Below are 26,015 nucleotides of genomic sequence, written 5' to 3' on the forward strand. Positions count from 1 at the left end.
GAATTGGGGCGGCAGGATGAGCCGCCCCGCTACGCAGCCTCGGATTTTCTAGCATCCGCACGATAATAAAGGAATATCCCGCCTGCGACCAACGCCACGACCACGGCCTTCGCCAAAAATTGTATCGTAACCTCGCCACTTAAAAAGGCGTTGATTACCGCGGCCATATCGCTGAGCAAAACTGCCGCTGCGAACAGCAAAGTGACATAGATCAGCCATTTGCGAATGGCAGACCGGTACAGTGCCGGATTGGCCGCCAAGGCGCGTCGGTCGCGCAAGGATAGCACCGCATAAACCGGCACCGTCACAATCAGGACCGCGACAGACCAGCGCAGAGAGTATGAGGGGCCGAGACCGTCGGGGTCTACTGCCCAATCGATCAGCCCGTGCAACAATTGAACGAAGTACGACGCCCCGAACAGCAACACCCCGAAGGTCAGCGCATAGATAAAGAAGTCCTTGGCCGAAACCGCGGCTTGTGGCCGTGGCACGGGCGGCGAGAACGGGGTCTCGGCCCAAGCATCCAGCGCCTCGGCTACTTCGGGAGCGCTCCAGCCGGACTGTGCCAGAACGGCGGCAATCTCGCTGCGGGAAGTGCCATTTGCCAAAGCATCGCGCACAAATCTTGAAAGTTGTCTGTTGGCCGACATGATCTACCCCTTCCGCTTTCCGGCGAAAAAATCCTTCAACATCGCTTCGGCTCTTTCACCTGCGATCCCGTCGAAAACCTCTGGAACATGGTGACACTGGGGATGCGAGAACACCCGCGCGCCCTGTGCCACGCCTCCGGATTTGGGGTCGGATGCGCCGTAGTACAACCGCGCCACCCGCGCGGCCGCAATCGCAGCGGCGCACATCGCACAAGGCTCAAGTGTCACGTAAAGCGCATAGCCTATCAGCCGTTCTGATCCGGCCTGCGCACAGGCCGCGCGGATCGCCAGCACCTCGGCATGGGCGGTAGGGTCGCTTAACTCGCGGGTCCGATTACCCGCCTGCGCCACAACCGCGCCAGTCGGGTCAACAACAACGGCTCCCACGGGCACCTCGCCGCGTGCACCTGCAGCTTCGGCCTCTTGTAAGGCGGCCTCCATATGAGTGCGGAACACCATCAATGCACGTCTACCCGAACGCCACCCTTTCGCAAGTCCCGCAAACAGGCTAAGCGACGTTCATGAGCACAAAGCCCCCCTCCGACACGCCCGATTCTGACACGCCAAAAGGCGACCGCATCGCCAAGGTTCTGGCCCGCGCAGGCGTGGCCTCGCGCCGCGAAGCCGAGCGGATGATCGAAGCAGGCCGCGTGCGGGTGAACGGCGCGCAAATCCTCTCGCCCGCCTTGAATGTCAGCGAGTCTGATCGCATCACCGTCGACGGCAATCATGTGGGTGAGCCTGAGCCGCCGCGGATGTGGCTGTACCACAAGCCGACCGGATTGGTGACCACCAACCGTGACGAAAAAGGCCGTGGCACGATTTACGACGATCTGCCTGAAGACATGCCACGCGTGGTCTCTGTCGGGCGGCTCGATATCAACTCCGAAGGGCTGTTGCTGCTGACCAATGATGGCGGCATCAAGCGCAAGCTCGAGCTTCCAGCCACCGGATGGCTGCGCCGCTACCGTGTTCGCGTAAATGGCCGCCCTTCCGAAGATGCGCTTGAGCCGCTGCGCAAGGGCATCACGGTGGACGGCGAAAACTTCCAGCCGATGACCGTCACGCTGGACCGCCAGCAGGGTGCCAACGCTTGGCTGACCATCGGGCTGCGCGAAGGCAAAAACCGCGAAATCCGCCGCGCGATGGAAGCCGTGAACCTGTCAGTTAACCGCTTGATCCGGATCAGTTATGGCCCGTTCCAGCTTGGCGAATTAAAGCCGGGAGAGGTCGAAGAGATCCGCCGCAAAACTGTGCGTGAACAGCTGGGTATCGAACTTGAAGACCCGACAGGCACAGCCGTCAAGAAACCCACTCAAGTCAATCGCGGCCCCCGCCGCAAGCCTGGTGGCTTTGGTGGTGCGGGCCAACCCGGATTGCCGCGCGCCGAAGAGATGGAGCAGCCCAAGCGTTTTGGCGCTGGTAAACCCGGCGCAACTGGCCCCCGCGACGCACGGTCTGCAGCCAAGTCCGGTCCAAGATCGGGCCCGAAATCCGGACCTAAATCAGGCCCGCACGCGGGCTTCAAATCTGGCCCGAAGCCTGCCGGTTCTGCCCCCCGCAGCGCCGGACCCCGCCCCGCTGGCGGCCCCCGCAAGCCCACCGGTCCGCGCAAACCGCGCTGATTGGCGATCTTGTCCGGCGATCGACCCATCTTATATTGAACCCGCGGGGCTTTGGCCGCGTTGAAAGACGAACCGGTCTGATACGCCCTCGGGCAGCTTGGGTCGGTGCGGGCTTTGGCCTTTGCCATCCTGTCGCCACGCCGCGCCGCGGCTGGCCGATGGTTGGCAATGGCAGGAAGTTCCGCTTATGCTGGTAAAACCGGAGGGTGCGTGGGCAGATTATTTCTTATTCTGATACTATTGGCAGTCTGCGTTGCCATCGTCATCATTCTGGTATCAGTTTCAAACGAGATGTATAAATCAGGGCAACGTGCACTGCGCCCGATGTTCGGCTCAAATGACGGAGGCCCAATGGCACCGAGCGGATACCAAAAAGTTGCCTATATCGCTTTGATCGTATTGCTGTTTGGCGTGACCTCCGGCTGGCTCGGAGGGCTCTGAGACATGGCGAAAAAGTTTGGCGGCCAATTCAGCCCCGATGATACCCGATCACCACAGACCACCCCGCGCGGGCGGGTTGAGGTCGATCCCGTTGGCGGACGTGCCAATATCATGTTTTTGCCCCCCGTTGTCCTGCTCGCCACCACCTTCAGTGATGGCGCACAAAGTTTGACATTCGGGCTGGTCGGCGCTGCTGTGCTGGGCTTGGGCGCTTGGTTACTGCGTGAGGGTGTGGTCGCCGAAGCTGCCTTTCACGCCCGCAAAGTCGCCCGCCGCCCCGCTATCCCGCGCAAAATCCTCGCTGCTGCTGCAGCGGGCCTTGGCACCGCGCTTGCTGTAGTCGCGCATCTGGAGGTAGCAAGCGATCTGGTGGCCGCCGTGCTCTACGGGCTTTGCGCCACTGCTCTGCACGCTGTCGCCTTCGGCATTGATCCTTTGAAAAACAAAGGGATGGAAGGCATTGATACCTTCCAGCAAGACCGCGTTGCGCGGGTTGTGGACGAAGCAGAAAAAGTGCTCGCCGCCATGAGCGACGCGATGAAGCGCGCCGGCGACCGCACCGCCGAGGCACGGCTGACCGAATTCCAGCGCACCGCCCGCACCCTGATCCGCACCGTCGAAGAAGACCCCCGCGATCTGACCACCGCCCGCAAATACCTGAGTGTTTATTTGCAAGGGGCGCGCGACGCCACGATCAAATTTGCCGATATCTACAGCCGCACCCAAGACGCCAAAGCGCGCACGGACTATCTGGCCCTGCTGGATGATCTAGACACCAATTTTGCCGCACGGACCCAGAAATCACTGCTGGATGATCGCGACGATCTGAATATCGAAATCGACGTGCTGCGCGAGCGGCTTTCCCGCGAAGGGGTACGCCCTAATCCGGCCCCCTGACCCCACACACCATCCAAGGAACCGCCCCTATGTCTGACTCTGTCCGCGAAAAAGCCACCCAGTCTGTTGCTATGGTCCAAGAGGTCACCGGCGTCGTATTGCCCGATCCGGCGCAGGCCAATGCGGTCGTGTCGCTGGAACAAGCCGATGCGCCCGCCAGCGCCGAAATCCGCCGCCGTATGGGCGAGATCGACATGGACGATACCCAGTCTATCGTCTCCTTCGGCTCTGGCGCTCAGGCCGAATTGCAAGAAATCAGCCAAGCCATGCTGGCTGGCGTGCGCAATAAGGATGTTGGCCCAGCGGGCGACAGCCTGCGCAATATTGTCAGCACCATTCGCGGCTTTTCGGTCTCGGAACTGGACGTGCGCCGCGAGCGGAGCTGGTGGGAGAAATTGCTGGGCCGCGCCGCACCCTTTGCAAAATTCACCGCCCAGTTCGAGCAGGTCCAAGGCCAGATCGACCGCATCACCGACAACCTGCTGAGCCATGAGCACACGTTGCTCAAGGACATCAAATCGCTCGACATGCTCTATGAGAAGACCCTTCAGTTTTATGACGAGCTGGCGCTTTACATCGCCGCTGGCGAAGCCAAGCTGGCCGAACTGGACAGCACCACGATTCCCGCAAAGGAAAAAGAAGTCTCCGCAGCGCCCGAAAATGATCAGGTAATGAAAGCGCAGGAATTGCGCGATGTGCGTGCCGCGCGCGACGATCTTGAGCGCCGTGTGCATGACCTTAAACTGACCCGTCAGGTGACAATGCAATCGTTGCCCTCGATCCGGCTGGTACAGGAAAATGACAAAAGCCTCGTCACCAAGATCAATTCGACCTTGGTCAATACCGTGCCGCTATGGGAAACCCAGCTGGCGCAGGCCGTCACGATCCAACGCTCCGCCGAGGCGGCAAATGCCGTACGTGAAGCCAACGATCTGACCAATGAATTATTGACCTCGAACGCGAAAAATCTACGTGACAGCAACAAGATCATTCGCCAAGAGATGGAGCGCGGGGTGTTCGACATCGAAGCGGTGAAACAGGCCAATGCGGACCTGATCGGCACCATCGAAGAGTCGCTGCAAATCGCGGATGAAGGCAAGGCGAAGCGCGCCTCCGCCGAGAAAGAACTACAGGAAATGGAAGCCAAGCTGCGTGACACGTTAGCATCTGCCAAGGCCAAGAAAACTGGTCTCGGCGATACAGCGGGTGGGGCGATACCAAGCTGAGTAATATATGCGTTTAGGTGTGAAAATTCGGGCCCTGCGACGGTCTGTTGCGGTAATCGCGGTCATCGCGGCCGCAGGCTGTGCCGTGGAGCAGGTCGCCCCGCCCGAACCCTCGCTGAAACCTCAGGCGCGCCCCGTCAAGGTCGCCCTGCCCGCGCCGGTCGTGGCACAGCCCACCTCAAAGCGCAGCGCCATGCTGCGCCACTATTTGCACGATGTTCAAGACACCCAAAGAACCCAAGGGCTGCTGCGCGAAGATGGCGGCGGCCCCGACACGCCATTCACTGCCGAGATGTTGGCCCGCAATTTCGAACAGATTGCGTTCTTCAACGAATACGACGGCAATTTCACCGGACGTGGTGGTGCAAGCCCACTGCGCCGCTGGACTGCCCCCGTGCGGATGGAAATCATCTTTGGCGAGAACGTGCAGCCGTCACAGAAAGCCAGCGATACCGCAGATATCCGCGCCTATGTCGCGCGTCTCGCCCGTGTGACCGGCCATCCGATCTCCCTGTCTGGCCCGCCCAACTTCATCGTTATCGTCGCCTCCGAAGACAACCGCGTCGAAGCGCTGGCCGATGCGGCGACGCGCATGCCCGGCATCACAGCCGACAGCCTGCGCGCCATGGCCAATATGCGCCGCGACACTTACTGCGCCGTGGCGGCTTATGCTGCGGGACCACAAGCCAATACCTATACCGCAGCCGTCGCCGTGATCCGCGCCGAAAACCCCGATCTTTTGCGCCTCTCCTGTGTTCACGAGGAATTGGCGCAAGGGTTGGGCCTTGCCAATGACAGCCCCGGCGCACGGCCCTCTATCTTCAATGACGATGATGAATTCGCGCTTTTAACCCGCCACGATGAATTACTTCTGAAGATGCTTTACGATCCACGTCTCAAGATCGGGATGAGCGCCGCACAGGCGATGCCGATCGTCCGCACCATCGCCGCCGAATTGACCGGCGGACCCGTCTAGCCACGCGGCGCGTTCACGGGCCATACGAACGGAGCCGACCCCGCCTCCAGACCAATTTGAAGGACAACAGCCATGGGCATTCTAGATTTTCTCTCCGGCCAATTCATCGATGTCATCCACTGGACCGATGATACCCGCGACACGATGGTCTGGCGGTTCGAGCGCCACGGCCACGAGATCAAATACGGTGCAAAGCTCACGGTGCGCGAAGGTCAGGCAGCGGTCTTTGTCCACGAAGGCCAGTTGGCAGACGTTTTCACGCCCGGTCTCTATATGCTCGAAACCAACAACATGCCGATCATGACTTCGCTGCAGCACTGGGACCACGGCTTCAAAAGCCCCTTCAAATCCGAAATTTACTTCGTCAACACCACGCGGTTCAACGACTTGAAATGGGGCACCAAGAACCCGATCATCGCCCGCGACCCTGAATTTGGTCCCGTCCGCCTGCGCGCCTTTGGCACCTATTCTGTGCGCGTCAGTGATCCGGGAACCTTTTTGTCTGAAATCGTCGGCACCGACGGCGAATTCACCATGGACGAAATCAGTTACCAAATCCGCAACGTTATTGTTCAGGAATTCTCGCGCACCATCGCGCTGTCGAATATTCCCGTGCTCGATATGGCCGCCAATACGCGGGAGTTGGGCAAGCTGGTTAGTACGGAAATCTCGAAAACCATCGCTGGGTACGGGCTGACCATCCCCGAACTTTATATCGAAAACATTTCCCTCCCCCCCGCCGTCGAGGCGGTCATGGACAAGCGCACCTCAATGGGCGTGATTGGCGATCTGAACCAATACACCCAGTTCCAAGCCGCCGAAGCCTTGGGCCGCGACGGTGCTGCGGGTGCCGCGATGCAGACCGGCCTCGGCGCAGGCCTTGGTATGCAAATCGGGCAGGCCGCCGCTGCCGCTGCCGGCCCATGGGGCGCACGTCCTGCGGCCACAGCGGCCCCCGCCGTTGCGGCCACACCTCCGCCACCACCACCACCGGTCGAACATGTCTGGCACATTGCGATTGATGGCCAAACCACCGGCCCTTTCTCCAAAGCAGCAATGGGCCGCAAAGCTGCCGATGGCAGCCTCACCCGACAAAGCCACGTCTGGACACCCGGACAGGATGGCTGGCAGCGCGCCGAAGACGTCGCCGAACTGGCGCAACTTTTCACCGTCCTGCCGCCGCCGCCACCCGGAGCCTGACCTCCCCGCTTTTTGACCGGAAATATCGCGGGAGTCCGGGGGCAGCGCCCTTGGTCTTTCCGCGCGCACGCTTGAACCCGCGTTCTGTCGTTGGGGTCCCCGAAACTCTACGCCCTCTCGCAACGTGCCTGCAGACATGCCCCACGCCCCCGCCATCAATCTACCCGATACGCAGCTCTGCAAGTCCACAAGACGTCAGCGGCTGAAAGCGGTGCTTTTCGCCCATTTGCCGCACCGGCGCAGCGCCCTGAAAGCCCTTCACTGGTCCGTCCTGCCGCTGCTGATCTGGTTCTTGCTGGTTACCCCGTCAGATGTGCTGCCCTTCGGCCCCACAGCCTTTCAAATCCACTCGCTGCTTGGGCTTGTCTTCGTGACGCTTTGCCTGCTCTGGACCGCCGGATACCTGCGCCGCGGCCTTGCCAGCCGTCCGGGGCCAAAACTGCCCCTCTGGGCACGACGGCTGCACCGATGGCTCCACACTGCGCTTATCTGGGGGCTGTTCGGCGTGGCCCTGACCGGCTTTCTGCTTGGCCTTACCTCCGCCACCTTGCTTAAGGCCGGTGGCATCCTGCCCTTCGCGCCGCCGCTTGGCCTGCACGGCGCCAACCAGATTGCCGGACAAATCCATATATACGAATTCTACCTGCTCGCCCTGCTGGTCGTTGCGCACGCGGGATTTCATATTTGGCGGCACCTGCGCCTGCGCGACAACGCCTTGCGCATCATGGCCCCCAAGGCGCTGCACCGGTTTCTCTAGCCTCCGACGACGTCAATCTGCACGGCGGGACTGGCCTGCCCATGCCATCAGCGCTATGTCTTGCCCAGCACCCAGATGGAGCCTTCATGCCCGACGCCCCCTTGCCCGCGCAACCCCTCTCCGAGCACCGCTTTCCTTGTGATAATTGCGGGTCCGACATGCGGTACGATCCGCTTGCAGGGCTATTGGTCTGCGATCACTGCGGCAATACCCGCCCGATCGAAGGCGGCGGCTTCGCCACCCAACCGATCCGCGAGATTGATTTGCAAGCGGGGCTGGAGGCAGATCTGCCCAACGCGGAGATGGAAGAAATCCGCGTCACCTCTTGCCCCAATTGCGGCGCTCAGGTCGAGTTTGATCCTGGCAGTCACGCGACCGAATGCCCGTTTTGCGCCACCCCCGTTGTCATCGACACCGGCCTCAACCGCCACATCAAGCCCCGCGCCGTGCTGCCCTTTGCGCTGACCGAGGAAACCGCGCGCGATGCCATGACCAATTGGCTCGGGCGGCTGTGGTTTGCGCCCAACGGCTTGCAAGAATACGCCCGCAAAGGCCGCCGCATGCAGGGTATCTATGTGCCCTACTGGACCTATGACGCCGATACTAAATCCAGCTATCAAGGCGAACGCGGCACCGTCTATTACGTCACCCAAACTGTGATGCGTGACGGTAAGCGCGAGCAGGTTCAGGTGCCTAAAGTGCGCTGGCGGCCTGCTTCGGGGCGGGTCGCGCGGTTCTTTGACGATGTGCTGGTGCTGGCCTCGACCTCGCTGCCAAAACGCTACACCGATGCGTTGGAGCCTTGGGATCTGTCGGCGCTAGAGCCTTACGCTCCCGAGTACCTCGCCGGATTTCGCGCCGAAAGCTATGCGGTATCGCTGGAAGACGGGTTCGTTCAGGCCCGCGCCATCATGGACCGCACCATCGAACGTGACGTTAAGTTTGACATCGGCGGTGACCGCCAGCGCGTCCATGCCATCGATACACAACTCAGCAATCTCACGTTCAAACACATTCTGCTGCCGGTCTGGCTGGCAGCATACAAATACCAAGGCAAAACCTACCGTTTTGTCGTCAACGGACGCAGCGGCCAGGTCCAGGGGGAGCGCCCCTATTCCGCGGTCAAAATCTTCATCGCGGTGGTGCTGGGCCTGATGGTTGCAGGCGTCATCGGCTATTTCGCGGCGCAACAGCAATGACCCAGATGGACACGCTTACAGACATCCTTGAGGCGCGATATTCCTGTCGCGCGTTCCGGCCCGATCCGGTGCCGGATGAGAGCATCACCCAGATCGTTACCGCCGCACAGCAAGTGCCGTCATGGTGCAACGCCCAGCCGTGGCAGATTGCCATCACCAAAGGTGCAGCGACCGAAAGCTTCCGCACGATGCTGATGGACCTTGCCAAAAGCGGCGCACCGGCCCGTCCCGATCTGGCATGGCCTACCGGCTACTCTGGCGCATACGGCGACCGCCGCCGCACCTGTGGCTTTCAACTCTATGACGCCGTGGGGATCGAGAAATCAGACAGCAAGGCCCGCAAAGCCCAGATGCTGCGCAACTTTGCTCTGTTTGACGCGCCCCATGTGGCGATTGTCCATTCTCCGGCAGAGCTTGGCCCCTACGGCGCGATGGATACCGGTGGCTTTGTCGCAGCCTTTACCCTCGCAGCGACTGCACTTGGGATCGCCACGATACCACAGGCAGCGATTGCGTCCTACGCGCCGCAGGTCCGTGCCCATCTGGAAATCCCCGACGACAGGCTCGTGCTCTGCGCGATTTCCTTCGGTTATGCGCAGGAAGAAGCGCCAATCAACGGTTTTCGCACCGAACGCGCTGATGCCGGTGATATTATTGCGTGGCACGGCTGATGCGTGCTTTGCTTCAACGGGTCAGCGCCGCCGCGGTCAGCGTTGAGGGCCGCGAGGTCTCGGCGATTAGCCAGGGCCTGCTGGTGCTGATCTGCGCCATGCCGGATGACACCTCGGAAACCGCCACCGCTCTTGCCACCAAAATCTCCAAGATGCGCTTGTTCAAGGATGATGCGGGCAAGATGAACCTCAGCCTGATCCAGACCGGCGGTGCGGCGCTGGTGGTCAGCCAGTTCACCCTCGCCGCCGATACCGCGCGTGGCACCCGCCCCGGGTTCTCCCGCGCCGCCCCACCCGATCTTGCGCGGCAGCTTTATGAGGGGTTTGCCACCGATTTGGCGGCACTGGGCATCCCGACCAAGACAGGCATTTTCGGGGCTGATATGGCCGTGAGCCTCACCAACGACGGTCCTGTCACGATCTGGCTGGACACCAACGCACCGTGATCTGCACAAACAGTTTTCGCGCAACGGGTTGTATCTTTCATATGATTTTGCATATACTTAGCCGAAGCTAAAGCCTCCTAAACCGTCAGGAAACCGCCCGTGAACACCCCCTCCGATAGCCAGCGCCAACCCAACTCCCTGCGCCAGATTGTCGAGGATGCCGATATGGGGATCACTCTCTCTGACGGGTGCCGACTGTCGGCGCGCGTCTGGATGCCGGAAGATGCGGGCGACGATCCGGTGCCGGTGATCCTTGAGTATTTGCCCTACCGCAAACGTGATGGCACCAACGCGCGCGACGCTCTGACCCATCCGTGGTTCGCCGAGCGCGGTTATGCCTGTGTGCGGCTCGATATGCGCGGCAATGGCGACAGTGACGGCGTCATGCTTGACGAATACGCTCCGCAGGAACAAGCCGACTGTGTCGAAGCGATCAACTGGCTGGCCGCCCAGCCATGGTGCAACGGCAAGGTCGGGATGATGGGGATCAGCTGGGGCGGATTTAACGGGCTGCAGGTGGCGGCTCTGGCCCCTGATCCGTTGAAGGCCGTGATAACTCTGTGCTCCACTGTCGACCGCTTTGCTGATGACATCCATTATAAGGGCGGCTGCCTGCTCAACGAAAACCTCGGCTGGGGGGCGACGATGTGGTCCTACTCCAGCCGCGCCCCCGACCCCGCCCTGCGTGACGACTGGCGCGAGATGTGGCTGGAACGACTGGAGGCCGAACCGTTCCTGCCTGCCGTCTGGCTCAACCATCAAAAGCGCGATGCCTATTGGCAGCATGGTTCGGTGATCGAGGATTTCAGTGCCATCAAAGCCAAGGTGTTGGCCGTTGGCGGCTGGGGCGATTCCTATAAGAACGCGGTGCCGCAACTGGTTGAGGCGCTGCCGGATGCCAAGGGGATTGTTGGGCCGTGGGTGCATAAGTACCCCCATTTCGCCGTGCCCGAGCCGCGCATCGGCTTTCTGCAAGAGGCGCTGCGCTGGTGGGATCGTTGGCTGAAGGATATCGACACCGGTGTTGAGGATGACCCAGACTACCGCGCATATCTGATGGACGGGGTGCGCCCCGCTACATGGTACACCGAGCGACCGGGGCGCTGGATTGTGGAACAGAGCGGCGCATCGCGCCATCTGCCGCGCCAGACCCTGCACCTGAGCGATGACGGTCTTGGGGCTGCGGGACCCTTAGCCGCTATCGTACGTTCGCCGCATGACTGTGGGATGGAGGGCGGCGAATACTGTGCGATCTGGCTTGGCCCCGAAATGCCGGGGGATCAACGCGCTGACGATGCCCGCTCGGTTACTTTCGACACAGCACCGCTGGAAGTTGATACCGACATCGTCGGTGCGCCACGCCTGCACCTGACGCTAGCGGCGGATAAACCGCAGGCCCAGCTTGCGGTACGGCTGAACCATCTGCACCCCGACGGCGCCGTAACGCGGATCACTTACGGCGTGCTGAACCTCAGCCACCGCGACAGTCACGCCGATCCCGCCCCCCTCACGCCGGGGCAAAGCTATGACATCGCGCTCGACTTGGATCACATCGCTTACAAGATGCCTGCGGGGCATCGCATACGGGTCTCGATCTCCTCGGCCTATTGGCCGCTGGTCTGGCCCTCGCCCGAAACCGCAACGCTTGAACTGCATGCAGGCCACCTCGCTCTGCCTGTCCGTCCGACCGCCACGCGGCCCGAACACGCATTCGCCCCGCCGACCGCCGCCGAGCCGTGGCAAACCGAGGAAATTCGCGCTGGCAGCAACAGCCGCACCGTGACCCGCGATCTGGTCACCGGCACGGTCAGCTTGAACATCGTCGATGATTTCGGCAAGCTACGCGACGCAGATCACGGGCTGATCGCAGGCTCGATTGCCCGCGAATGCTGGACCATCGATCCCGATGATCCGCTCAGCGCCAGAGGCGCTTGCCACTGGAGCGACGAAATGGAGCGCGGCGATATCCGGCTGCGCACCGAGACAAAATCGCAGATGTGGTCAGACGCGGCCTACTTCTATCTGACCGCGCGACTTGAGGCCTACGAGAACGAAAAACTGATCTATGAACGTGACGTAGAGGAACGCATAGAACGCGCCAATATGTGACCGACTTGTCGGGCCTGCGCCGGGAATAACGCTTGCGACATGGTGGGAAATGCGCAAGCTTGATCCATCAATCAATAAAACAGCGCGTCAACGCGCCAATGATTCCAACGGGAGAGACTTTATGAATGACCAACTCAAGGACCTGACGGCCAAAGTGGCCAGCGGCTTGATGACACGCCGCGAATTTGTCGGCCGTGCTGCGGCGCTGGGCGTGACGGCGGCTGTCGCCAACTCGATGCTGGCCGGCCGCGCACAGGCTGACGCACATGAGGCACCCAAGCGCGGCGGAATGATGCGCATCGGCTCCTCGGGTGGTGAAAGCACCAACTCGCAGGATCCGGCATTGGTCGCCTCCGAAGCGCCGCTGAACAACATCCGCACCTGGGGCGAGTTGCTGGTTGAAGTCGACTCCAAAGGCATGATCGAAAACCGCATGGCCGAAAGCGTTGAAGCCTCGGCGGATGCGAAGACTTGGGTCTTCAAGATCCGTAAGGGCATCCCCTTCTCCAATGGCAAGGACATGACGCCCGACGACGTGCTGAAGACCATGCAGCGCCACACCAACGAGGAATCGAAATCGGGTGCGCTGGGGATCATGCAAGGCATTTCCGAGATGAAGGTCGATGGCGACAACTTCATCGTCGAGCTTGAAACAGCGAACGCTGACTTGCCCTACCTGATGGCTGACTATCACCTGATGATCCAGCCCGGCGGCGGCATGGACGATCCCGGTGCGGCAATCGGTACAGGTGCCTATACAGTTGAAATCGACGAACCCGGTGTGCGCCATGCGTTCAAGCGCCGCGACGATTACTGGGATGCCGACAACCGCGGCTTTGCGGATGAAATTGAACAGCTGATCCTTAATGACGCAACGGCGCGGACAGCGGCGCTGCAATCTGGTCAGGTCCATATCATCAACCGGATCGACCCCAAGGTCGCAAGCCTTCTGGATCGCGCCCCCAATCTGCGCGTCGAATCCGTGGCGGGTCGCGGCCACTATGTGTTTATCGCGCATGTGGACACGGCGCCTTTCGACAACAACGACGTCATGCTCGCCCTGAAATATGCGATCAACCGTGAAGAAATGGTGGACAAGATCCTGCGCGGCTACGGTTCGGTCGGGAACGATTTCCCGATCAACGCCTCCTATCCGCTGTTTGACGACAGCATCCCGCAGCGTGAACACTCCATCGAAAAGGCCAAGGAGCACTACCAGAAATCCGGCCATGATGGCAGCCCGATCATCCTGCGTGTTGCTGATGGCGCCTTCCCCGGTGCTGTCGATGCCGCCGCCCTGTTTCAGGAAAGCGCCAAGGCCGCCGGCATTCCGCTGGAGATCAAGCGTGAACCTAACGATGGCTACTGGTCGGAAGTCTGGAACGTACAGCCGTTCTGCGCCTCCTACTGGGGCGGCCGTCCGGTACAGGACCAGATGTATACCACCGCCTATCTTTCCAGCGCGGATTGGAACGACACCCGTTGGAAGCGTCCTGAATTCGATACGATGCTGAACGAGGCCAAAGCAGAGCTGGACGGTGCGAAGCGGACCGCGATCTACTCCAAAATGGCCCAGATGCTGCGCGAAGAGGGCGGGGTAATCCTGCCAATGTTCAACGACTTCGTGGCTGGTGTTTCCAACGACATCGGCGGCTGGACCAACGATCCAAACGGCCCGGTGATGAACAACCTGTCACACGTCAAGTGCTGGTTGAAGAACGCGTGAGGGGCATCTGAACAGATGCACCCGATCCTGAAACTTGTCGCCCAGCGCTTAGCGCTGGGCATCATGTTGCTCTTTGCAGCTTCAATATTGATTTTCGCCGGCACCACGATGTTGCCCGGCGATGTCGCCCAGCAGATCCTTGGCCAGTCTGCCACCCCCCAAGCCCTCGCCAATCTGCGCGCCGAACTCGGTCTGAACGAGCCTGCATTGACCCGCTATTTCAGCTGGTTGGGCGGTTTTCTTCAGGGTGATTTAGGCACCGCGCTGACAAATGGGCGCGATATCGCCGAAAGCCTTGGCGGACGTCTGAAAAATACCCTGTTCCTCGCCTTCTGGGCCGCATTTATCTCGGTGCCGCTAGCGATTTTCCTCGGCCTGCTCGCGGTACGCTACAAAGACCGCTGGCCCGACAAGCTGATCTCGGCGGTGACGCTGACTACGATCTCGATTCCTGAATTCATGATCGGCTACGTGCTGATCTACTGGGTTTCAATTCGCATGGGGCTGTTCTCCTCCGTGGCGATCATCAACGACGGGATGAGCCTGGGCGAAAAGCTCAACGCGATTGCCATTCCGGTGATGGTGCTGACGCTGGTGGTACTGGCACATATGATGCGCATGACCCGCGCTGCCATTCTCAACGTCATGCAATCGGCCTATATTGAAACTGCCGAGCTTAAGGGCATGGGCATGTTGCGGATCATTCGCACCCACGCCTTTCCCAACGCCATCGCGCCGATCGTCAATGTGGTGATGCTGAACCTCGCCTATCTGGTGGTTGGTGTTGTCGTGGTCGAGGTGGTCTTTGCCTACCCCGGCATGGGGCAGTATCTGGTCGACCATGTGGCAAAACGCGATGTGCCGGTGGTGCAGGCCTGCGGGCTGATCTTTGCCGCCGTCTATATCGGGCTGAACCTCGTTGCGGATATCGTATCCATTCTCGCGAACCCGCGCCTGAGGCATCCGAAATGAGCGGTGCCAGTCAAAGCGTTCGCCCTTCCCTCTCACCGCACGACCGGAGGGTATCATGAAGAATATCCCTATCTCTGCCATGATCGGGCTGTTCTTTACCGGCCTGTATTTCCTGATGGCGGTCCTTGCACCGTTCATCGCCCCCTACGGCATGTCCGAGATCGTCGGCGATGTCTGGGAGCCGTCTTCGTCGGAGTTCCTGCTGGGCACCGATAGCATTGGCCGCGACCTGCTGACCCGACTGATTTATGGCGGGCGCACCACGATCTTTATCGCTACGATGGCGACAATCCTCAGCTTCGTCACCGGCTCCGTCCTCGGCTTCTTTGCTGCTGTGTCGGGCGGTTGGGTCGATCAGGCGCTGTCGCGCTTTGTTGATCTGATCATGTCGATCCCCTCGCTGATCTTCGCGCTGGTGGTCCTGTCGGTGATGCCGACCACAACCACAATCCTGATCGTGCTGATGGGCTTGCTCGACAGCACGCGGGTCTACCGCCTTGCCCGTGCCGTCGCGGTGGACATCACAGTGATGGACTATGTCGAGGCCGCGCGCCTGCGTGGCGAGAAAATCGGCTGGATCATCTTCCGTGAAACCCTGCCCAATGCGCTGTCGCCACTGGTCGCTGAAATGGGTCTGCGTTTTATCTTTGCTGTGCTGTTTATTTCCACCCTGTCGTTCCTCGGCCTTGGCGTGCAACCGCCTTTGGCGGATTGGGGCGGCATCGTGAAAGAGAACAAGGAAGGCATCAACTACGGCATTCAGGCAGCGCTTTATCCCGCCTATGCCATCGCCACCCTGTGCATCTCGATCAACCTTGTGGCGGATTGGATCCTCAACCGCACCACATCACTGAAAGGGGGCCGCGGATGAGCGAGCCACTTCTCAAAGTCCGCAACCTGACCATCGGGGCGACAATCTATCCCCCCGGTGAGCGGCCCCGCGACATTGCCATCGTGCACGGTGTCGATTTCGAACTCGAAGCAGGCAAGGTCCTCGGGCTGATCGGCGAATCCGGTGCGGGCAAATCAACCATCGGCCTTGCGGCTATGGCATATGGCCGCGGCGGCGTGCGGATCACCGGCGGCGAGGTTTGGGTTAACGGGCGCGATATGCTCCAAGCCGGATTGCGCGATGTGCGGCGCCTGCGCGGCGCGGAGGTCACCTATGTATCGCAGTCTGCAGCGGCCTCCTTCAACCCTGCGAAAAAGATCATGGAGCAGGTAACCGAGGCGGCGGTCTTTCAAAAGAAGTTTACCCGCGCAGAGGCCGAGGCCCGCGCCATCGCACTGTTCGAAAAGCTTGGCCTGCCGGAGCCTGAAACCATCGGTAACCGCTATCCTCACCAGGTCTCCGGCGGGCAGTTGCAGCGTTGCATGACCGCGCTTGCGCTCTGCCCCGAGCCTGATCTGGTGGTATTCGACGAACCCACGACCGCGCTGGACGTGACCACCCAGATCGACGTGCTGGCCGCCATCAAGGACGCGATCCGCGACACCGGCGTCGCTGCACTTTATATCACCCACGATCTGGCGGTCGTGGCGCAGGTCAGCGATCACATCATGGTGCTGCAACAAGGCGCGATGGTCGAATACGGCACCACCGACCAAATCATCAACGCCCCGCGTGAAGAATATACCCAGGCGCTGGTCTCGGTCCGCTCGATCCGCCACGAAGAGAAGACCCCGACAGACACGCCGCTGCTCAGGGTCGAGAATATCACTGCGCGTTATCGCGGCACAGACTTTGATGTCCTCAAGGATGTGAACGTGGAATTGCATCCCGGTCAGACGCTGGCTGTTGTCGGTGAATCCGGCTCTGGCAAGTCAACGCTGGCACGGGTGATCACCGGCCTGCTACCACCCTCTGTCGGGCAGATTGTCTTTGACGGGCGGGTGCTGTCCGGCGATCTGAAATCACGCCCGATTGATGATTTGCGCGAGTTGCAGATGATTTATCAGATGGCCGATACTGCGATGAACCCGCGCCATACTGTTGGCACCATTATTGGTCGACCGCTGGAGTTCTATTTCGGCTTGAAGGGCAAGGAAAAGCAGCGCCGTATTCAGGAGTTGCTTGACGAGATTGAACTGGGCGACGGCTTTCAAGACCGCTATCCGGCCGAGCTTTCGGGCGGGCAGAAACAACGGGTCTGTATCGCGCGGGCACTGGCGGCCAAGCCCAAGCTGATCATCTGCGACGAGGTAACAAGCGCGCTGGACCCTCTGGTCGCCGATGGCATCCTTAAGCTGCTGCTAAACCTACAGAAAATCGAAGATGTGGCATATCTCTTTATCACCCATGATCTTGCGACGGTAAAAGCGATCGCCGACAGCATTGCGGTGATGTTTCAGGGTGAGGTCGTGCGCTACGGCTCCAAAACCGAAGTTCTGTCGCCGCCCTTTGATGCCTATACCGATCTGCTGCTGAGCTCGGTGCCCGAAATGAAACTCGGCTGGCTGGAAGAGACAATTGCACACCGCCGCATGGAAAGTGCCGGTAACTAAAAGCAACGCGCCCCCGCAGATTTTGTGGAGGCGCGTAGGATAGCTCAACGCAGGTCACATTGCCCCGTTCCTGAAACAATCAGGCTTCGTTAATTTCTGATACCGCGAGGTTGGTCAGCTTGCTGTTGGCGGCCTTTTCTTGATCCAGAATCTGGGTCAGCAGGTCATGCGCTTCGTCGTGGCCCAAAACCTTGGCCCATTCACGCAGCGTGCCGTAGCGGGCGATCTCATAGTGCTCGATAGCCTGAGAAGCGCCGATCAGCATGGCGTTCTTGGCCTTGCCGCTGGCTTCTTTGATGATGCCTTCGGTCTCTTTGATCAGCCCTTCGATGGCGTCACATTTCTCGCCGCTGGCCTTCTTGCCGATAGATTTGAAAACCTTGTCCAACAGCTTGATCTGCTCTTTGGTTTCTTCAAGATGCTCGGCTATCGCGTCTTTGAGCTTCTTGCCCGTTGCGGCGTCTTGCACCTTGGGCAGCGCTTTGGTCAATGCGTTCTCCGCATAGTAGATGTCCTGCAGCGTGTGTTCGAATGCGTCCGACAAAGTCTTCATTTCAATTTCCAATGCTGTTGCGGTTAGGGGTCACTGTAAAACCGCACAAGACGCCGCCAGTTCCCGTGCGTTTTGCGCGCCCGCGGAAATCTGCCCGTCGCAAATTCACTGCGACAGCCGTTGTGCTGGCTCGGCGCATCCGCTTAAATGAGCTGTCATCACAGGAGCCGCCCCATGGACAACAAACTGCTTTTGATCATCCTTGACGGTGTCCCCTACCGCAACTGGCGCAGGTTGTTTGGCAATCTCGAAGGCTGGGTTGATGCGGGCACAGCGCGGGTCTGGAAGGTCCGCTCGGTGCTGCCGTCGATCTCGGCGTCGTGCTATGCTTCAATCCACACAGGGGTGACTCCGGCTGTGCATGGCTGCACCGGCAACGGCAATGTTTTCCGGCTGAAAGAACGCGATGTTTTCGCGCAGGTCCGCGAGGCGGGCGGCGTCACCGGTGCCGTAGCCCATTCGTTCTGGTCGGAGTTTTTCAACCGCCACCCGTTCGATTATGTGCGTGACATCGAATACGACGAACCCGAAAGCGCCACCATCAACCACGGTCGTTTTCACACAATGACCGGTTACGGCCAGATCAACCAGATGACGCCCTCCGATGTCGACCTCTTTGCCACGCTGACCAACTTGTGCATGCGCTTTGGCCTTAACTACGGGATGCTGCACACCTGCACGCTCGACAGTATGGGGCACAGGTTTTTCCACGATTGCCAAGAGATGGATCATGCCTGCGCAGTGATGGACGAAATGCTCGCTCCTTTCATCCACAAATGGCTGGAGGCAGGCTATGAGATCATCGTCACGGCTGACCACGGGCAGGACGAACGCGGTCATCACGGCGGGCGCGATCCGCTCCAGCAAGAGGCAGCGCTCTACTATTTCGGCCCCGCCGAGGGACCAAGTGCAGATACGGTGATTGACCAGCTTCAGCTTGCGCCGACCATCCTGTCACGATTGGGTGCGCCGGTGGCCGATACGATGCAAGCGCAAAGCTTCCTGAAATAGCAGGCTCTTAGCTGGATGAATATGGCCAGTCGCCACGCCCCAGCGCGTCGATTGCGCCGACCACCTCATCAAAGAAGCCCGCCGCTTTTTGCGACATCCCGCGCGCGCGCAGACAGGCATGAACCATGCCGTCGACGTTGATCCAGACCGCCTGACCGCCTGCCGCCCGCAGCGCATCGCGGTAGGCCTCGCCGTCGCTCGCCAGCGGATCACATTGCGCCGTGACGCAGACCGTCGGCGGCAGGCCCGAGAAATCCGTGTCCTGTAAAGGTGCAAAACGCGGGTCACCCAGCGGCATAATCGCTCCGCCAGTGCGAACCGTCTTATAAAATTCCATATCCGCAGTTGTCAGATGCGGCGCATTGGCATGGGTTACATAGGACCCCTGCCCCCGATCGCCGCCCAAACCGGGGTAGATCAGAACCTGCCCGACAATCCGGCCCTCGATGCGGCCCCGCGCATAATGCGCGACTGCCGCCGCAAGGTTGCCGCCTGCACTGTCGCCGCATAGCAGCAATGGCCCCGAAACCTGTGCAGCGATCGCCGCAAAGGCATCCCAGGCATCCTCGAAACAGCCCGGAAAGATCACCTCGGGCGCGAGCCCGTAATCGACCGAAATCACGCGATAACCGGTACGCGCAGAAATCTCCGCACAGACATCATCGTGGCTATCCAGCCCGCCCACGACAAAGCCGCCACCGTGGTAATAAACCACGGTGGCGGCCGTCGCACCGGCCTCATATTGCCGACACGGCACGCCGCCATAAGAGGTATCGACCACCTTGACCGCTTCGGGGCGGCCTTGATGAAACACTTTGCACATGGCGTTATAGACCTCGCGCTGCTGATCGATGGTCATCCCCACCGCGTCAGGCGGGTATGTCCCGTCGAGCTTGTGGATATAGGCCCACATCTCGGCGTCGATCAGCGCACGATAGTCCGGTTGGGTCATGCAGGCTCCCACTGGCCGGTGAAGGCGTTAAGCGACTTGCCGACCTCCTCGGTGCCAGCGCCGTTCAAGGTAACCTGAGCAACAAGCCCGCGCTTTTTATCGTCAATCACGCCGGTCACCCTCGCAGCACACCCGTTCTTCTCTAGCGTCTCGTTGTAGACCCGCGTGATCGCATTGCGGCGCAAATCAGGTTTGAAGATTTTACCCACCGCTGTTTTGGGCAACTCATCCATGATGGTCATGTGCTTGGGGTGTGCGGCACGCTCCTGCACCTTTTCACGGCAGAACGCCAAAAGCTCTTCCTCGGTCACCGAGGCCCCGTCGACCAGCTCGACAAAGGCGCAAGGCACCTCGCCCGCATGGGCATCTGGCTGGCCGATGGCACCGGCAAAGGCCACAGCCTCATGGCCAAGCAGCGCCTCTTCGATTTCGGCGGGGTCAATGTTATGACCGCCACGAATGATCAGATCCTTAGCGCGACCGGTAATCCAGACATAGCCATCCGCATCAATCCGCCCCAGATCGCCGGTGCGCAAGAACTGACCGTCGTAATAAAGGTCCTTGTTCTTTTCCGCTTCGGTATACGTGTGCCCGGCATATACACCTGGGCTGGAGACACAGATCTCGCCGATCTCGTCGACTGCTGCATCTATGGGACCATTTTCGGTGCCCTTGACGATCCGCACCTTACTGTAAGGGAACGGAATCCCGATGGAGCCGACCTTTTTCGGTCCGTCAGTCGGGTTGCAGGACACCAGACAGGTCGCCTCGGTCAGCCCGTAGCCTTCGACAATCGTTATGCCCGTCGCCTTCTCAAAGCGCCGGAACAGTTCCAGCGGTAGAGGCGCGGAGCCGGAGAAAGCGGTCTTCACAGTGCTGACATCCGCATCAATAGGGCGCTGCATCTTGGCAGAGATCGCCGTCGGCACCGTGATGATGAAGGTGATTTTCCAGCGCTCGACCAGCTTCCAGAAATTGTCGAACACGCCTTCACCGCGGTAACCCTGTGGCGTCGGAAAGATGACATGCGCGCCAGAATGCACGGCGGCCATCAATATCACATGGCAGGCAAACACATGGAACAACGGCAGCGGGCACATAATGTTGTCTTTTTCAGTGTACAACAAACGATGACCCAGCCAGCCGTTATAGATCAGCCCCGAATACTTGTGCTGCGCCACTTTGGGCATGCCCGTGGTGCCACCGGTATGGAAATAACATGCCACTCGGTCTTCTTGCGGATCCTCGAACTGCAAAGTTGTCGGCTGCTTGGCAATCTCGGCGTTAAAGTTCAGATATTGCGCGTGGTTCTCGGCCTTAAGCTTTGGTCGGATCATCGGCACGATCCACGATTTCGGCGGCGTCAGATAGCGCACCAAATCAACTTCCAGAACCGTATGCACCCCGGGCGCCAGCTTGACAGCCGCAGCAGTCTTTTCGGCCACATCGGTCTTTGGGAAGGGCCGCAGCGTCACCACGACGGACGCGCCGGTTTCGCGCAGGATCGAGCCGATCTGCTCGGCTTCCAGCAACGGGTTTATCGGATTTGCGATGCCCGCGACAGCGCCGCCAAGCAGGGTAATCGTGGTCTCGTTACAGTTCGGTAACACATAGGCCACAACATCTTTTGGCCCAATCCCCAACGACCGGAAAAGGTTAGCCGCCTGGGTAACTTTCCCGTGCAGCTGCTTCCAGGTCAAGGTCTCGGCCTTGTCCTTGGGGCCAGAGAAAATCTGGTAGCTCACCGCCCGATTGTCGGGGAATTTCTCTGTTGTAGTGCTGAGCATGCCGTACAGCGTCTTGGCGACATCGCGCTCGGCCCATGGCATTTCCGCCTCAATGGCGTTTCGATCTTCAATCCCTGCGAATGTCATCGCGTATCCTCCCCTGAGACCGGTTTTCCAGCCTTGTTATCTCTGAGCAAAAGGATGCGGTGAAACGCCGCATTTCGCAAGCGCGGCTAAGCGTCAAACGTGACGTCACATCAATTGACGTAACGACTTAAGCTCCCGCTACCCTGTTTTTGACCAAAAATATCTTGGGTGGCTCGGGGGGCTGGCCCCCTTACGCACCAATGCGTAGAGAAAAAGACTTAGTCGCTACCGCAATCTGCCGGCCTATTCAGCCACAATCCCGTCGGTAAACTGCAACCGCGCCAGCTTTGCGTAGAGCCCGTCGCGGGCGACCAACTCGTCATGCGTGCCAATCGCAACGATCTTGCCTGCATCCAGCACAACAATCCGGTCCGCCTTTTTTACGGTCGCCAGCCTATGCGCCACAATCAGCGTCGTGCGGTCCGCGCTCAGCTTGTCAACTGCCGCCTGCACCTCCCGTTCGCTCTGTGCATCCAGCGCGCTTGTGGCTTCGTCCAGCAGCAAGATTGGTGCATCGCGCAGCATCGCCCGCGCAATCGCAATGCGTTGCTTCTGTCCGCCCGACAGCATCACCCCCCGCTCGCCCAGATAGCTGGCATAGCCCTCTGGCAACGCGGAAATAAACTCATGCGCGGCAGCCGTGCGCGCCGCCGCCTCAACCTCTGCATCAGTGGCCTCGGGGCGACCAAACCGGATGTTATCCGCAGCCGAGGCTGCAAAGATCACCGGATCCTGCGGCACAAGCGCGACGGAGCGGCGAAACGCGCTGCGTGCCAGATCGCGCAGATCCACGCCATCAATGGTGATGCGCCCCGCTGTCGGATCGTAAAACCGCAAGATCAACTGGATGATGGTCGTCTTGCCCGCACCGGAGGGACCAACAAAGGCCACCGTTTCACCCGGGCTGACGGTCAGGTCCACCCCGTCCAGCGCCGCAACACCGGGGCGTGCGGGGTAGGTGAAGTGCACAGCTTCGAAGGATATCTGCCCTGCCACAGGCGCAGGCAAACTGCGCGGCGTCGCGGGGTCTTTGACGCTGTCCTCGCTGTGGAGCAATTCGACCAAACGCTCGGTCGCGCCCGCCGCACGCTGCAATTCGCCCCAGATTTCAGACAGGGCTGCAACCGCGCCCGCGACCATCACCGCATAAATCACAAACTGCACCAGCGCGCCCGGGCTCATGCCGCCGGCCCGCACGTCGTGGGCACCGATCCACAGCACACCTACCACGCCAGCAAACACCAAGAAGATGACGATGACGGTCATTGTGGCACGGGTGCGAATGCGGCGGCGCGCGGCGTCATAAGAGGACTCGGTCATAGCGCCGAACTGTTCCTTGCTCGCGTCCTCATGCGTAAAGGCTTGCACAGTCTGCACCGCACCAAGGCTCTCTGAAGCATTGCCCGAGGACGCCGCGATCCAGTCCTGGTTTTCGCGGCTGATTACGCGCAAGCGTCGCCCCAACACAAGAATCGGCACAATCACGGCAGGCACCAGCAATAATACCAGCCCGGTCAGTTTCGGTGAGGTCGCCATCATCAGCACCAGTCCACCGATGAAGATCAGCGCGTTGCGCAGTGCGATCGACACTGACGAACTGATTACCGATAATAGCAGCGTTGTATCAGTTGTGATCCGGCTTAACACCTCGCCGGTCATCAAACGTTCAAAAAACGCGGGGCTCATTCCTAGGACGCGATCAAACACTGTGCGCCGGATATCTGCGACTACGCGCTCGCCCAACCGGGTCACCAAAGCGTAGCGCAAGCCGGTCCCGACTGCCAACAGTGCTGCAATCCCCAAGGCTCCGGCAAAATACTGATCAAGCAGATAGGTCTCGCTGGTACCAAAATTATCAATCACCCGCCGCACAGCCAGCGGCAGCGTCAGGGATATCACCGCCGTCAGGCTCAACGCTAACAGGGCCGCAATCATCAACCCGCGATAGGGCCACAAATACGGTGCCAGACTGCGCAGCGCCCCGATCCGGCGCGATTTCTCGCGCTCGTCCTTGGTGCTGAATCCCGAAGGTGCCTGCCGTGCCATGTGCTGTCCTTTATCGTGGTGTGCGGGTCATGGCCTGCACAGGCCAGCGGGTCAAGCGTCGCCGCGGTCAAACTTCTGGGGGACGGGTGGAGCGGGCGGCGGGAATCGAACCCACGTCTTCTGCGTGGAAGACAAAGATGCAGTTGCTAATTAATATTTCATTTTCAGAGTATTAGCAGATGTTCCGATGCTTTTTTTGTCGGCAATATGTCGGAAATGATCGGGCCCCCTGCCTGGGTGTAATTCCGACGGTAGCGCGGGCTGAGTTGAGCCCTGCGCAACTCAGGCGAAGGCAGCACGGCTTTCTGGGTGGTCATGGACCTTCTCCAGTAGCTTTGAGTTGCAAAACTGACCTATCGATTAAGGAGATCGCCCATGACCAAAGTCATGATAGCAGAAACCGGGGCGCTGAAGGCCGCAGCCGCTAAAGTGCTGAGGGTTACGACTCAGCGTTGCAGGGCAAACTTCATGCGCAATGCCTTGGCCTGCGTCGGTAAAAAGGACCGTCAAATTTTCACAGCCGTGCTGAGAACTGCCTTCGACCATGAAAAGCTTGCGGAATCCAAGGATCATTGGGCAAGACTGATTGAAGTCTTTCAGCCGCGTCACAGCAATCTCGCCGAACTGACGCGACGCGGCGAAGACGGCGTGCTGTCCTACTAGACGCTCCCTAAAGCGCACTGGCGGCAAATAACTCCAGCAATTTCTTGGAAAGGCTGAACAAGGAGATCAATCGCAGGACGAAAGCCTTCGATATTTCCCCCAACGAGCAGGCCATCAGTCGTCTAGTCGGGGCGTTGATGCTGGAACACAACGACGAACTGGTAGTCACGGCGGTACTTGACGCTGGATACTGTTGCCGCCATCTGCGAGGATATCACCATGGAGCCGGCGAAGATCGCCGGCCTGTAATACGGAACGGTAAGAAAGTCGCGCCAGCCCGCAAATACATAGACCAAGAATTTGTTCTGCGTGGTTTCCTGAGATGCTGCGAATGTGGGTACAGCCTGACCTCGTGCTGGTCTTCAAGTGGGACTGGCAAGCGGTATCCCTATTATCTCTGCCATCACAAAGGTTGTAGCCAGCGGGGCAAATCCATCGCGCGAGATAAGCTGGAGTCTGAATTTGAACTCATCATGAAGGGTCTGACGCCAACTACCAAGACAATCGAACTTGCCAGTCGGATGTTTCGAGAGGCATGGGATCGTTACCGTTCGACCGCCAAAGAAGAATCTTCTCGGCATCGAACTCGTCAGAGGCAAATTGATACCGAGGTTAGTTCGCTGATCGACCGGGCGGCACGAACGCATCATGACGAGACCGCACGAGCCTACGAAAAAAGGATCGTGGAGTTGCGTTCTGAAGCTGCCGTTTTGGATGAGAAATTGGCACGTCAGAGCATTCCAGAGGGAACCAAAACATGCAGTGGCACTTTGCAGGTTATCTGTCGAAAAAGAATTGTTGGAGCGGGTGGGGGGAATCGAACCCCCATCTCCAGTTTGGAAAACTGGGGTCTTAACCATTACACAACACCCGCTCAACAAAAAGATGCATATTTCATGGGTGTTAGAGCGTCAAGAGAGCGATTGCGAAAACTGCTCATGCACGCATCATACCTTTTTCACAATCGGCCCATAGCCGCCGTCTGCCGCCCCATTCGTTGCAAAGACGCAGCTTCTTCGAACCAGCCATTCGAGCGTGTCGCAGCGTCTTGTTCAGTTCATCGTCTTTCAGCGGGACGAAGTTGGCATTAATTGATGCTGCCTGATAGGTCTTCGAGCTCACTTTGAAAGGGCTTAGGTGTGTGAATGCCCTGCACATTGCGTATTCCGGGGCATCCGGCCGGTCATTCCGACAACATCAGGCCACCTAAACCGGTGTATCCGGCCGCCCTTGTTTAGCGGCTGCGAGGCCTGAGTTTTTAGTTAACCGTTTTGGGCGCTTTCGTCACCTGTTTTGAGTTTGGTTTTTCGCATGCTCTGGCCGTCGAGTTCGACGCGATATGCGTTGTGTACGAGACGGTCGAGAATGGCATCTGCGAAGGTAGGTTCACCGATCACGTCATGCCAGGCGTCGATGGGCAATTGGCTGGTGATCAGCGTTGATCCGGCTTCATATCTGTCTTCGACGATCTCCATCAGGTCGCGCCGCTGGCTGGCGTTAAAACTGTCTGGGCCCC

25 protein-coding genes, 1 tRNA gene and 1 pseudogene are annotated in these 26,015 nt (G+C 59.6%); 18 read left to right on the plus strand and 9 right to left on the minus strand.

From position 1 onward, the window contains the following. Positions 1 to 29 precede the first annotated feature (29 nt). Both BM174_RS16020 and BM174_RS16025 read right to left on the minus strand, forming a co-directional pair. Positions 30 to 650: a DUF5671 domain-containing protein gene (locus tag BM174_RS16020; protein ID WP_093924866.1), complete on the minus strand. Its 621-nt coding sequence runs from the start codon at positions 648 to 650 to the stop codon at positions 30 to 32. A gap of 3 nt (positions 651 to 653) precedes the next feature. After that, positions 654 to 1,109 (minus strand): nucleoside deaminase, encoded by a 456-nt coding sequence (locus BM174_RS16025; protein ID WP_093924867.1) that lies wholly within the window; start codon positions 1,107 to 1,109, stop codon positions 654 to 656. Between the two features lie 62 nt (positions 1,110 to 1,171). Here BM174_RS16025 and BM174_RS16030 point away from each other — a divergent pair, with 62 nt between their 5' ends. The 15 genes from BM174_RS16030 to BM174_RS16100 all read left to right on the plus strand — a co-directional run bounded on the left by BM174_RS16030 (position 1,172) and on the right by BM174_RS16100 (position 17,400). Then, positions 1,172 to 2,275, plus strand: coding sequence for a pseudouridine synthase (locus BM174_RS16030; RefSeq protein ID WP_093924868.1), 1,104 nt, complete (start codon positions 1,172 to 1,174; stop codon positions 2,273 to 2,275). 210 nt (positions 2,276 to 2,485) lie between these two features. Continuing rightward, on the plus strand, positions 2,486 to 2,716 hold the full coding sequence (locus BM174_RS16035) for a hypothetical protein (RefSeq protein WP_093924869.1): 231 nt from the start codon (positions 2,486 to 2,488) through the stop codon (positions 2,714 to 2,716). 3 nt (positions 2,717 to 2,719) lie between these two features. Then, entirely contained in the window at positions 2,720 to 3,613 is an 894-nt protein-coding gene (locus BM174_RS16040; RefSeq protein ID WP_093924870.1) for a 5-bromo-4-chloroindolyl phosphate hydrolysis family protein, read from the plus strand. Positions 3,614 to 3,642: 29 nt separating this feature from the next. Further along, the gene (locus tag BM174_RS16045; protein WP_093924871.1) at positions 3,643 to 4,839 is read left to right on the plus strand and encodes a toxic anion resistance protein; all 1,197 of its coding nucleotides are present in this window, start codon (positions 3,643 to 3,645) and stop codon (positions 4,837 to 4,839) included. 25 nt (positions 4,840 to 4,864) lie between these two features. Continuing rightward, on the plus strand, positions 4,865 to 5,815 hold the full coding sequence (locus BM174_RS16050) for a DUF2927 domain-containing protein (RefSeq protein WP_245766404.1): 951 nt from the start codon (positions 4,865 to 4,867) through the stop codon (positions 5,813 to 5,815). Positions 5,816 to 5,887: 72 nt separating this feature from the next. Continuing rightward, a complete protein-coding gene (locus BM174_RS16055) occupies positions 5,888 to 7,015 on the plus strand; it encodes an SPFH domain-containing protein (RefSeq protein WP_093924873.1) in 1,128 nt (375 codons plus the stop codon). Positions 7,016 to 7,151: 136 nt separating this feature from the next. Beyond that, positions 7,152 to 7,772: a cytochrome b gene (locus BM174_RS16060; RefSeq protein WP_093924874.1), complete on the plus strand. Its 621-nt coding sequence runs from the start codon at positions 7,152 to 7,154 to the stop codon at positions 7,770 to 7,772. A gap of 86 nt (positions 7,773 to 7,858) precedes the next feature. Beyond that, the gene (locus BM174_RS16065) at positions 7,859 to 8,971 is read left to right on the plus strand and encodes a TFIIB-type zinc finger domain-containing protein (protein WP_093924875.1); all 1,113 of its coding nucleotides are present in this window, start codon (positions 7,859 to 7,861) and stop codon (positions 8,969 to 8,971) included. After that, on the plus strand, positions 8,968 to 9,642 hold the full coding sequence (locus BM174_RS16070) for a nitroreductase (RefSeq protein ID WP_093924876.1): 675 nt from the start codon (positions 8,968 to 8,970) through the stop codon (positions 9,640 to 9,642). Before BM174_RS16065 ends, BM174_RS16070 begins: the two co-directional genes overlap by 4 nt. Then, positions 9,642 to 10,088, plus strand: coding sequence for a D-aminoacyl-tRNA deacylase (gene dtd / locus BM174_RS16075; protein ID WP_093924877.1), 447 nt, complete (start codon positions 9,642 to 9,644; stop codon positions 10,086 to 10,088). Before BM174_RS16070 ends, dtd begins: the two co-directional genes overlap by 1 nt. A gap of 165 nt (positions 10,089 to 10,253) precedes the next feature. Next, positions 10,254 to 12,197 carry a CocE/NonD family hydrolase gene (locus BM174_RS16080; protein ID WP_093924896.1) on the plus strand — a complete coding sequence of 648 codons (1,944 nt, stop codon included), beginning with the start codon at positions 10,254 to 10,256 and terminating at the stop codon, positions 12,195 to 12,197. A 121-nt stretch (positions 12,198 to 12,318) separates the two neighbouring features. Then, positions 12,319 to 13,923: an ABC transporter substrate-binding protein gene (locus BM174_RS16085; RefSeq protein ID WP_093924897.1), complete on the plus strand. Its 1,605-nt coding sequence runs from the start codon at positions 12,319 to 12,321 to the stop codon at positions 13,921 to 13,923. A gap of 15 nt (positions 13,924 to 13,938) precedes the next feature. Next, complete coding sequence (locus BM174_RS16090; RefSeq protein WP_093924878.1) at positions 13,939 to 14,895, plus strand: ABC transporter permease; 957 nt, start codon at positions 13,939 to 13,941, stop codon at positions 14,893 to 14,895. Positions 14,896 to 14,950: 55 nt separating this feature from the next. Beyond that, positions 14,951 to 15,766, plus strand: coding sequence for an ABC transporter permease (locus BM174_RS16095; protein WP_093924879.1), 816 nt, complete (start codon positions 14,951 to 14,953; stop codon positions 15,764 to 15,766). Next, a complete protein-coding gene (locus tag BM174_RS16100; protein ID WP_093924880.1) occupies positions 15,763 to 17,400 on the plus strand; it encodes an ABC transporter ATP-binding protein in 1,638 nt (545 codons plus the stop codon). The genes BM174_RS16095 and BM174_RS16100 overlap by 4 nt, the downstream gene beginning before the upstream one ends. A gap of 79 nt (positions 17,401 to 17,479) precedes the next feature. On the opposite strand, the gene BM174_RS16105 is transcribed toward BM174_RS16100, so the two are convergent. Then, positions 17,480 to 17,953: a YciE/YciF ferroxidase family protein gene (locus tag BM174_RS16105; protein ID WP_093924881.1), complete on the minus strand. Its 474-nt coding sequence runs from the start codon at positions 17,951 to 17,953 to the stop codon at positions 17,480 to 17,482. Positions 17,954 to 18,127: 174 nt separating this feature from the next. Between BM174_RS16105 and BM174_RS16110 the strand changes: the two genes are divergently transcribed. Then, on the plus strand, positions 18,128 to 18,964 hold the full coding sequence (locus BM174_RS16110; RefSeq protein ID WP_093924882.1) for an alkaline phosphatase family protein: 837 nt from the start codon (positions 18,128 to 18,130) through the stop codon (positions 18,962 to 18,964). 7 nt (positions 18,965 to 18,971) lie between these two features. Here the strand turns inward: BM174_RS16110 and BM174_RS16115 are convergent, their stop codons facing one another. From BM174_RS16115 to BM174_RS16125, 3 genes are all read right to left on the minus strand, one after another. Next, a complete protein-coding gene (locus BM174_RS16115) occupies positions 18,972 to 19,916 on the minus strand; it encodes an alpha/beta hydrolase (RefSeq protein ID WP_093924883.1) in 945 nt (314 codons plus the stop codon). Further along, positions 19,913 to 21,790, minus strand: coding sequence for an acyl-CoA synthetase (locus BM174_RS16120; protein ID WP_093924884.1), 1,878 nt, complete (start codon positions 21,788 to 21,790; stop codon positions 19,913 to 19,915). Before BM174_RS16120 ends, BM174_RS16115 begins: the two co-directional genes overlap by 4 nt. Before the next feature lie 243 nt (positions 21,791 to 22,033). After that, the gene (locus BM174_RS16125) at positions 22,034 to 23,836 is read right to left on the minus strand and encodes an ABC transporter transmembrane domain-containing protein (RefSeq protein ID WP_093924885.1); all 1,803 of its coding nucleotides are present in this window, start codon (positions 23,834 to 23,836) and stop codon (positions 22,034 to 22,036) included. 375 nt (positions 23,837 to 24,211) lie between these two features. Here BM174_RS16125 and BM174_RS16130 point away from each other — a divergent pair, with 375 nt between their 5' ends. Both BM174_RS16130 and BM174_RS21750 read left to right on the plus strand, forming a co-directional pair. Continuing rightward, positions 24,212 to 24,499 (plus strand): transposase, encoded by a 288-nt coding sequence (locus BM174_RS16130; protein WP_093924886.1) that lies wholly within the window; start codon positions 24,212 to 24,214, stop codon positions 24,497 to 24,499. 44 nt (positions 24,500 to 24,543) lie between these two features. Beyond that, positions 24,544 to 24,951, plus strand: a pseudogene (locus BM174_RS21750) (recombinase zinc ribbon domain-containing protein); the annotation flags it as partial. Positions 24,952 to 25,298: 347 nt separating this feature from the next. Here BM174_RS21750 and BM174_RS16135 read toward each other — a convergent pair. The 3 genes from BM174_RS16135 to BM174_RS16140 all read right to left on the minus strand — a co-directional run. Continuing rightward, positions 25,299 to 25,373: transfer RNA gene (locus tag BM174_RS16135), tRNA-Gly, on the minus strand. 62 nt (positions 25,374 to 25,435) lie between these two features. After that, positions 25,436 to 25,621 (minus strand): hypothetical protein, encoded by a 186-nt coding sequence (locus BM174_RS20860; RefSeq protein WP_143092469.1) that lies wholly within the window; start codon positions 25,619 to 25,621, stop codon positions 25,436 to 25,438. A 140-nt stretch (positions 25,622 to 25,761) separates the two neighbouring features. Beyond that, positions 25,762 to 26,015, minus strand: a 254-nt coding sequence (locus tag BM174_RS16140) for an ATP-binding protein (RefSeq protein ID WP_177209504.1), incomplete at its 5' end; no start/stop codon positions are given.

The sequence above is a fragment of the Sulfitobacter brevis genome (assembly GCF_900112755.1).
Lineage (GTDB): Bacteria > Pseudomonadota > Alphaproteobacteria > Rhodobacterales > Rhodobacteraceae > Sulfitobacter > Sulfitobacter brevis.

Excerpts from the sequence above, each read along its gene's own strand:
- BM174_RS16070 (WP_093924876.1), top strand. The coding sequence starts at position 8,968 with ATGACCCAGATGGACACGCTTACAGACATCCTTGAGGCGCGATATTCC.
- BM174_RS16065 (WP_093924875.1), top strand. The coding sequence starts at position 7,859 with ATGCCCGACGCCCCCTTGCCCGCGCAACCCCTCTCCGAGCACCGCTTT.
- BM174_RS16030 (WP_093924868.1), top strand. The coding sequence starts at position 1,172 with ATGAGCACAAAGCCCCCCTCCGACACGCCCGATTCTGACACGCCAAAA.
- BM174_RS16040 (WP_093924870.1), top strand. The coding sequence starts at position 2,720 with ATGGCGAAAAAGTTTGGCGGCCAATTCAGCCCCGATGATACCCGATCA.
- BM174_RS16080 (WP_093924896.1), top strand. The coding sequence starts at position 10,254 with ATGGGGATCACTCTCTCTGACGGGTGCCGACTGTCGGCGCGCGTCTGG.
- BM174_RS16025 (WP_093924867.1), bottom strand. The coding sequence starts at position 1,109 with ATGGTGTTCCGCACTCATATGGAGGCCGCCTTACAAGAGGCCGAAGCT.
- BM174_RS16100 (WP_093924880.1), top strand. The coding sequence starts at position 15,763 with ATGAGCGAGCCACTTCTCAAAGTCCGCAACCTGACCATCGGGGCGACA.
- dtd (WP_093924877.1), top strand. The coding sequence starts at position 9,642 with ATGCGTGCTTTGCTTCAACGGGTCAGCGCCGCCGCGGTCAGCGTTGAG.
- BM174_RS16055 (WP_093924873.1), top strand. The coding sequence starts at position 5,888 with ATGGGCATTCTAGATTTTCTCTCCGGCCAATTCATCGATGTCATCCAC.
- BM174_RS16060 (WP_093924874.1), top strand. The coding sequence starts at position 7,152 with ATGCCCCACGCCCCCGCCATCAATCTACCCGATACGCAGCTCTGCAAG.
- BM174_RS16115 (WP_093924883.1), bottom strand. The coding sequence starts at position 19,916 with ATGACCCAACCGGACTATCGTGCGCTGATCGACGCCGAGATGTGGGCC.
- BM174_RS16095 (WP_093924879.1), top strand. The coding sequence starts at position 14,951 with ATGAAGAATATCCCTATCTCTGCCATGATCGGGCTGTTCTTTACCGGC.
- BM174_RS16105 (WP_093924881.1), bottom strand. The coding sequence starts at position 17,953 with ATGAAGACTTTGTCGGACGCATTCGAACACACGCTGCAGGACATCTAC.
- BM174_RS16085 (WP_093924897.1), top strand. The coding sequence starts at position 12,319 with ATGAATGACCAACTCAAGGACCTGACGGCCAAAGTGGCCAGCGGCTTG.
- BM174_RS16090 (WP_093924878.1), top strand. The coding sequence starts at position 13,939 with ATGCACCCGATCCTGAAACTTGTCGCCCAGCGCTTAGCGCTGGGCATC.
- BM174_RS16130 (WP_093924886.1), top strand. The coding sequence starts at position 24,212 with ATGACCAAAGTCATGATAGCAGAAACCGGGGCGCTGAAGGCCGCAGCC.
- BM174_RS16110 (WP_093924882.1), top strand. The coding sequence starts at position 18,128 with ATGGACAACAAACTGCTTTTGATCATCCTTGACGGTGTCCCCTACCGC.
- BM174_RS16120 (WP_093924884.1), bottom strand. The coding sequence starts at position 21,790 with ATGACATTCGCAGGGATTGAAGATCGAAACGCCATTGAGGCGGAAATG.
- BM174_RS16045 (WP_093924871.1), top strand. The coding sequence starts at position 3,643 with ATGTCTGACTCTGTCCGCGAAAAAGCCACCCAGTCTGTTGCTATGGTC.
- BM174_RS16125 (WP_093924885.1), bottom strand. The coding sequence starts at position 23,836 with ATGGCACGGCAGGCACCTTCGGGATTCAGCACCAAGGACGAGCGCGAG.
- BM174_RS16020 (WP_093924866.1), bottom strand. The coding sequence starts at position 650 with ATGTCGGCCAACAGACAACTTTCAAGATTTGTGCGCGATGCTTTGGCA.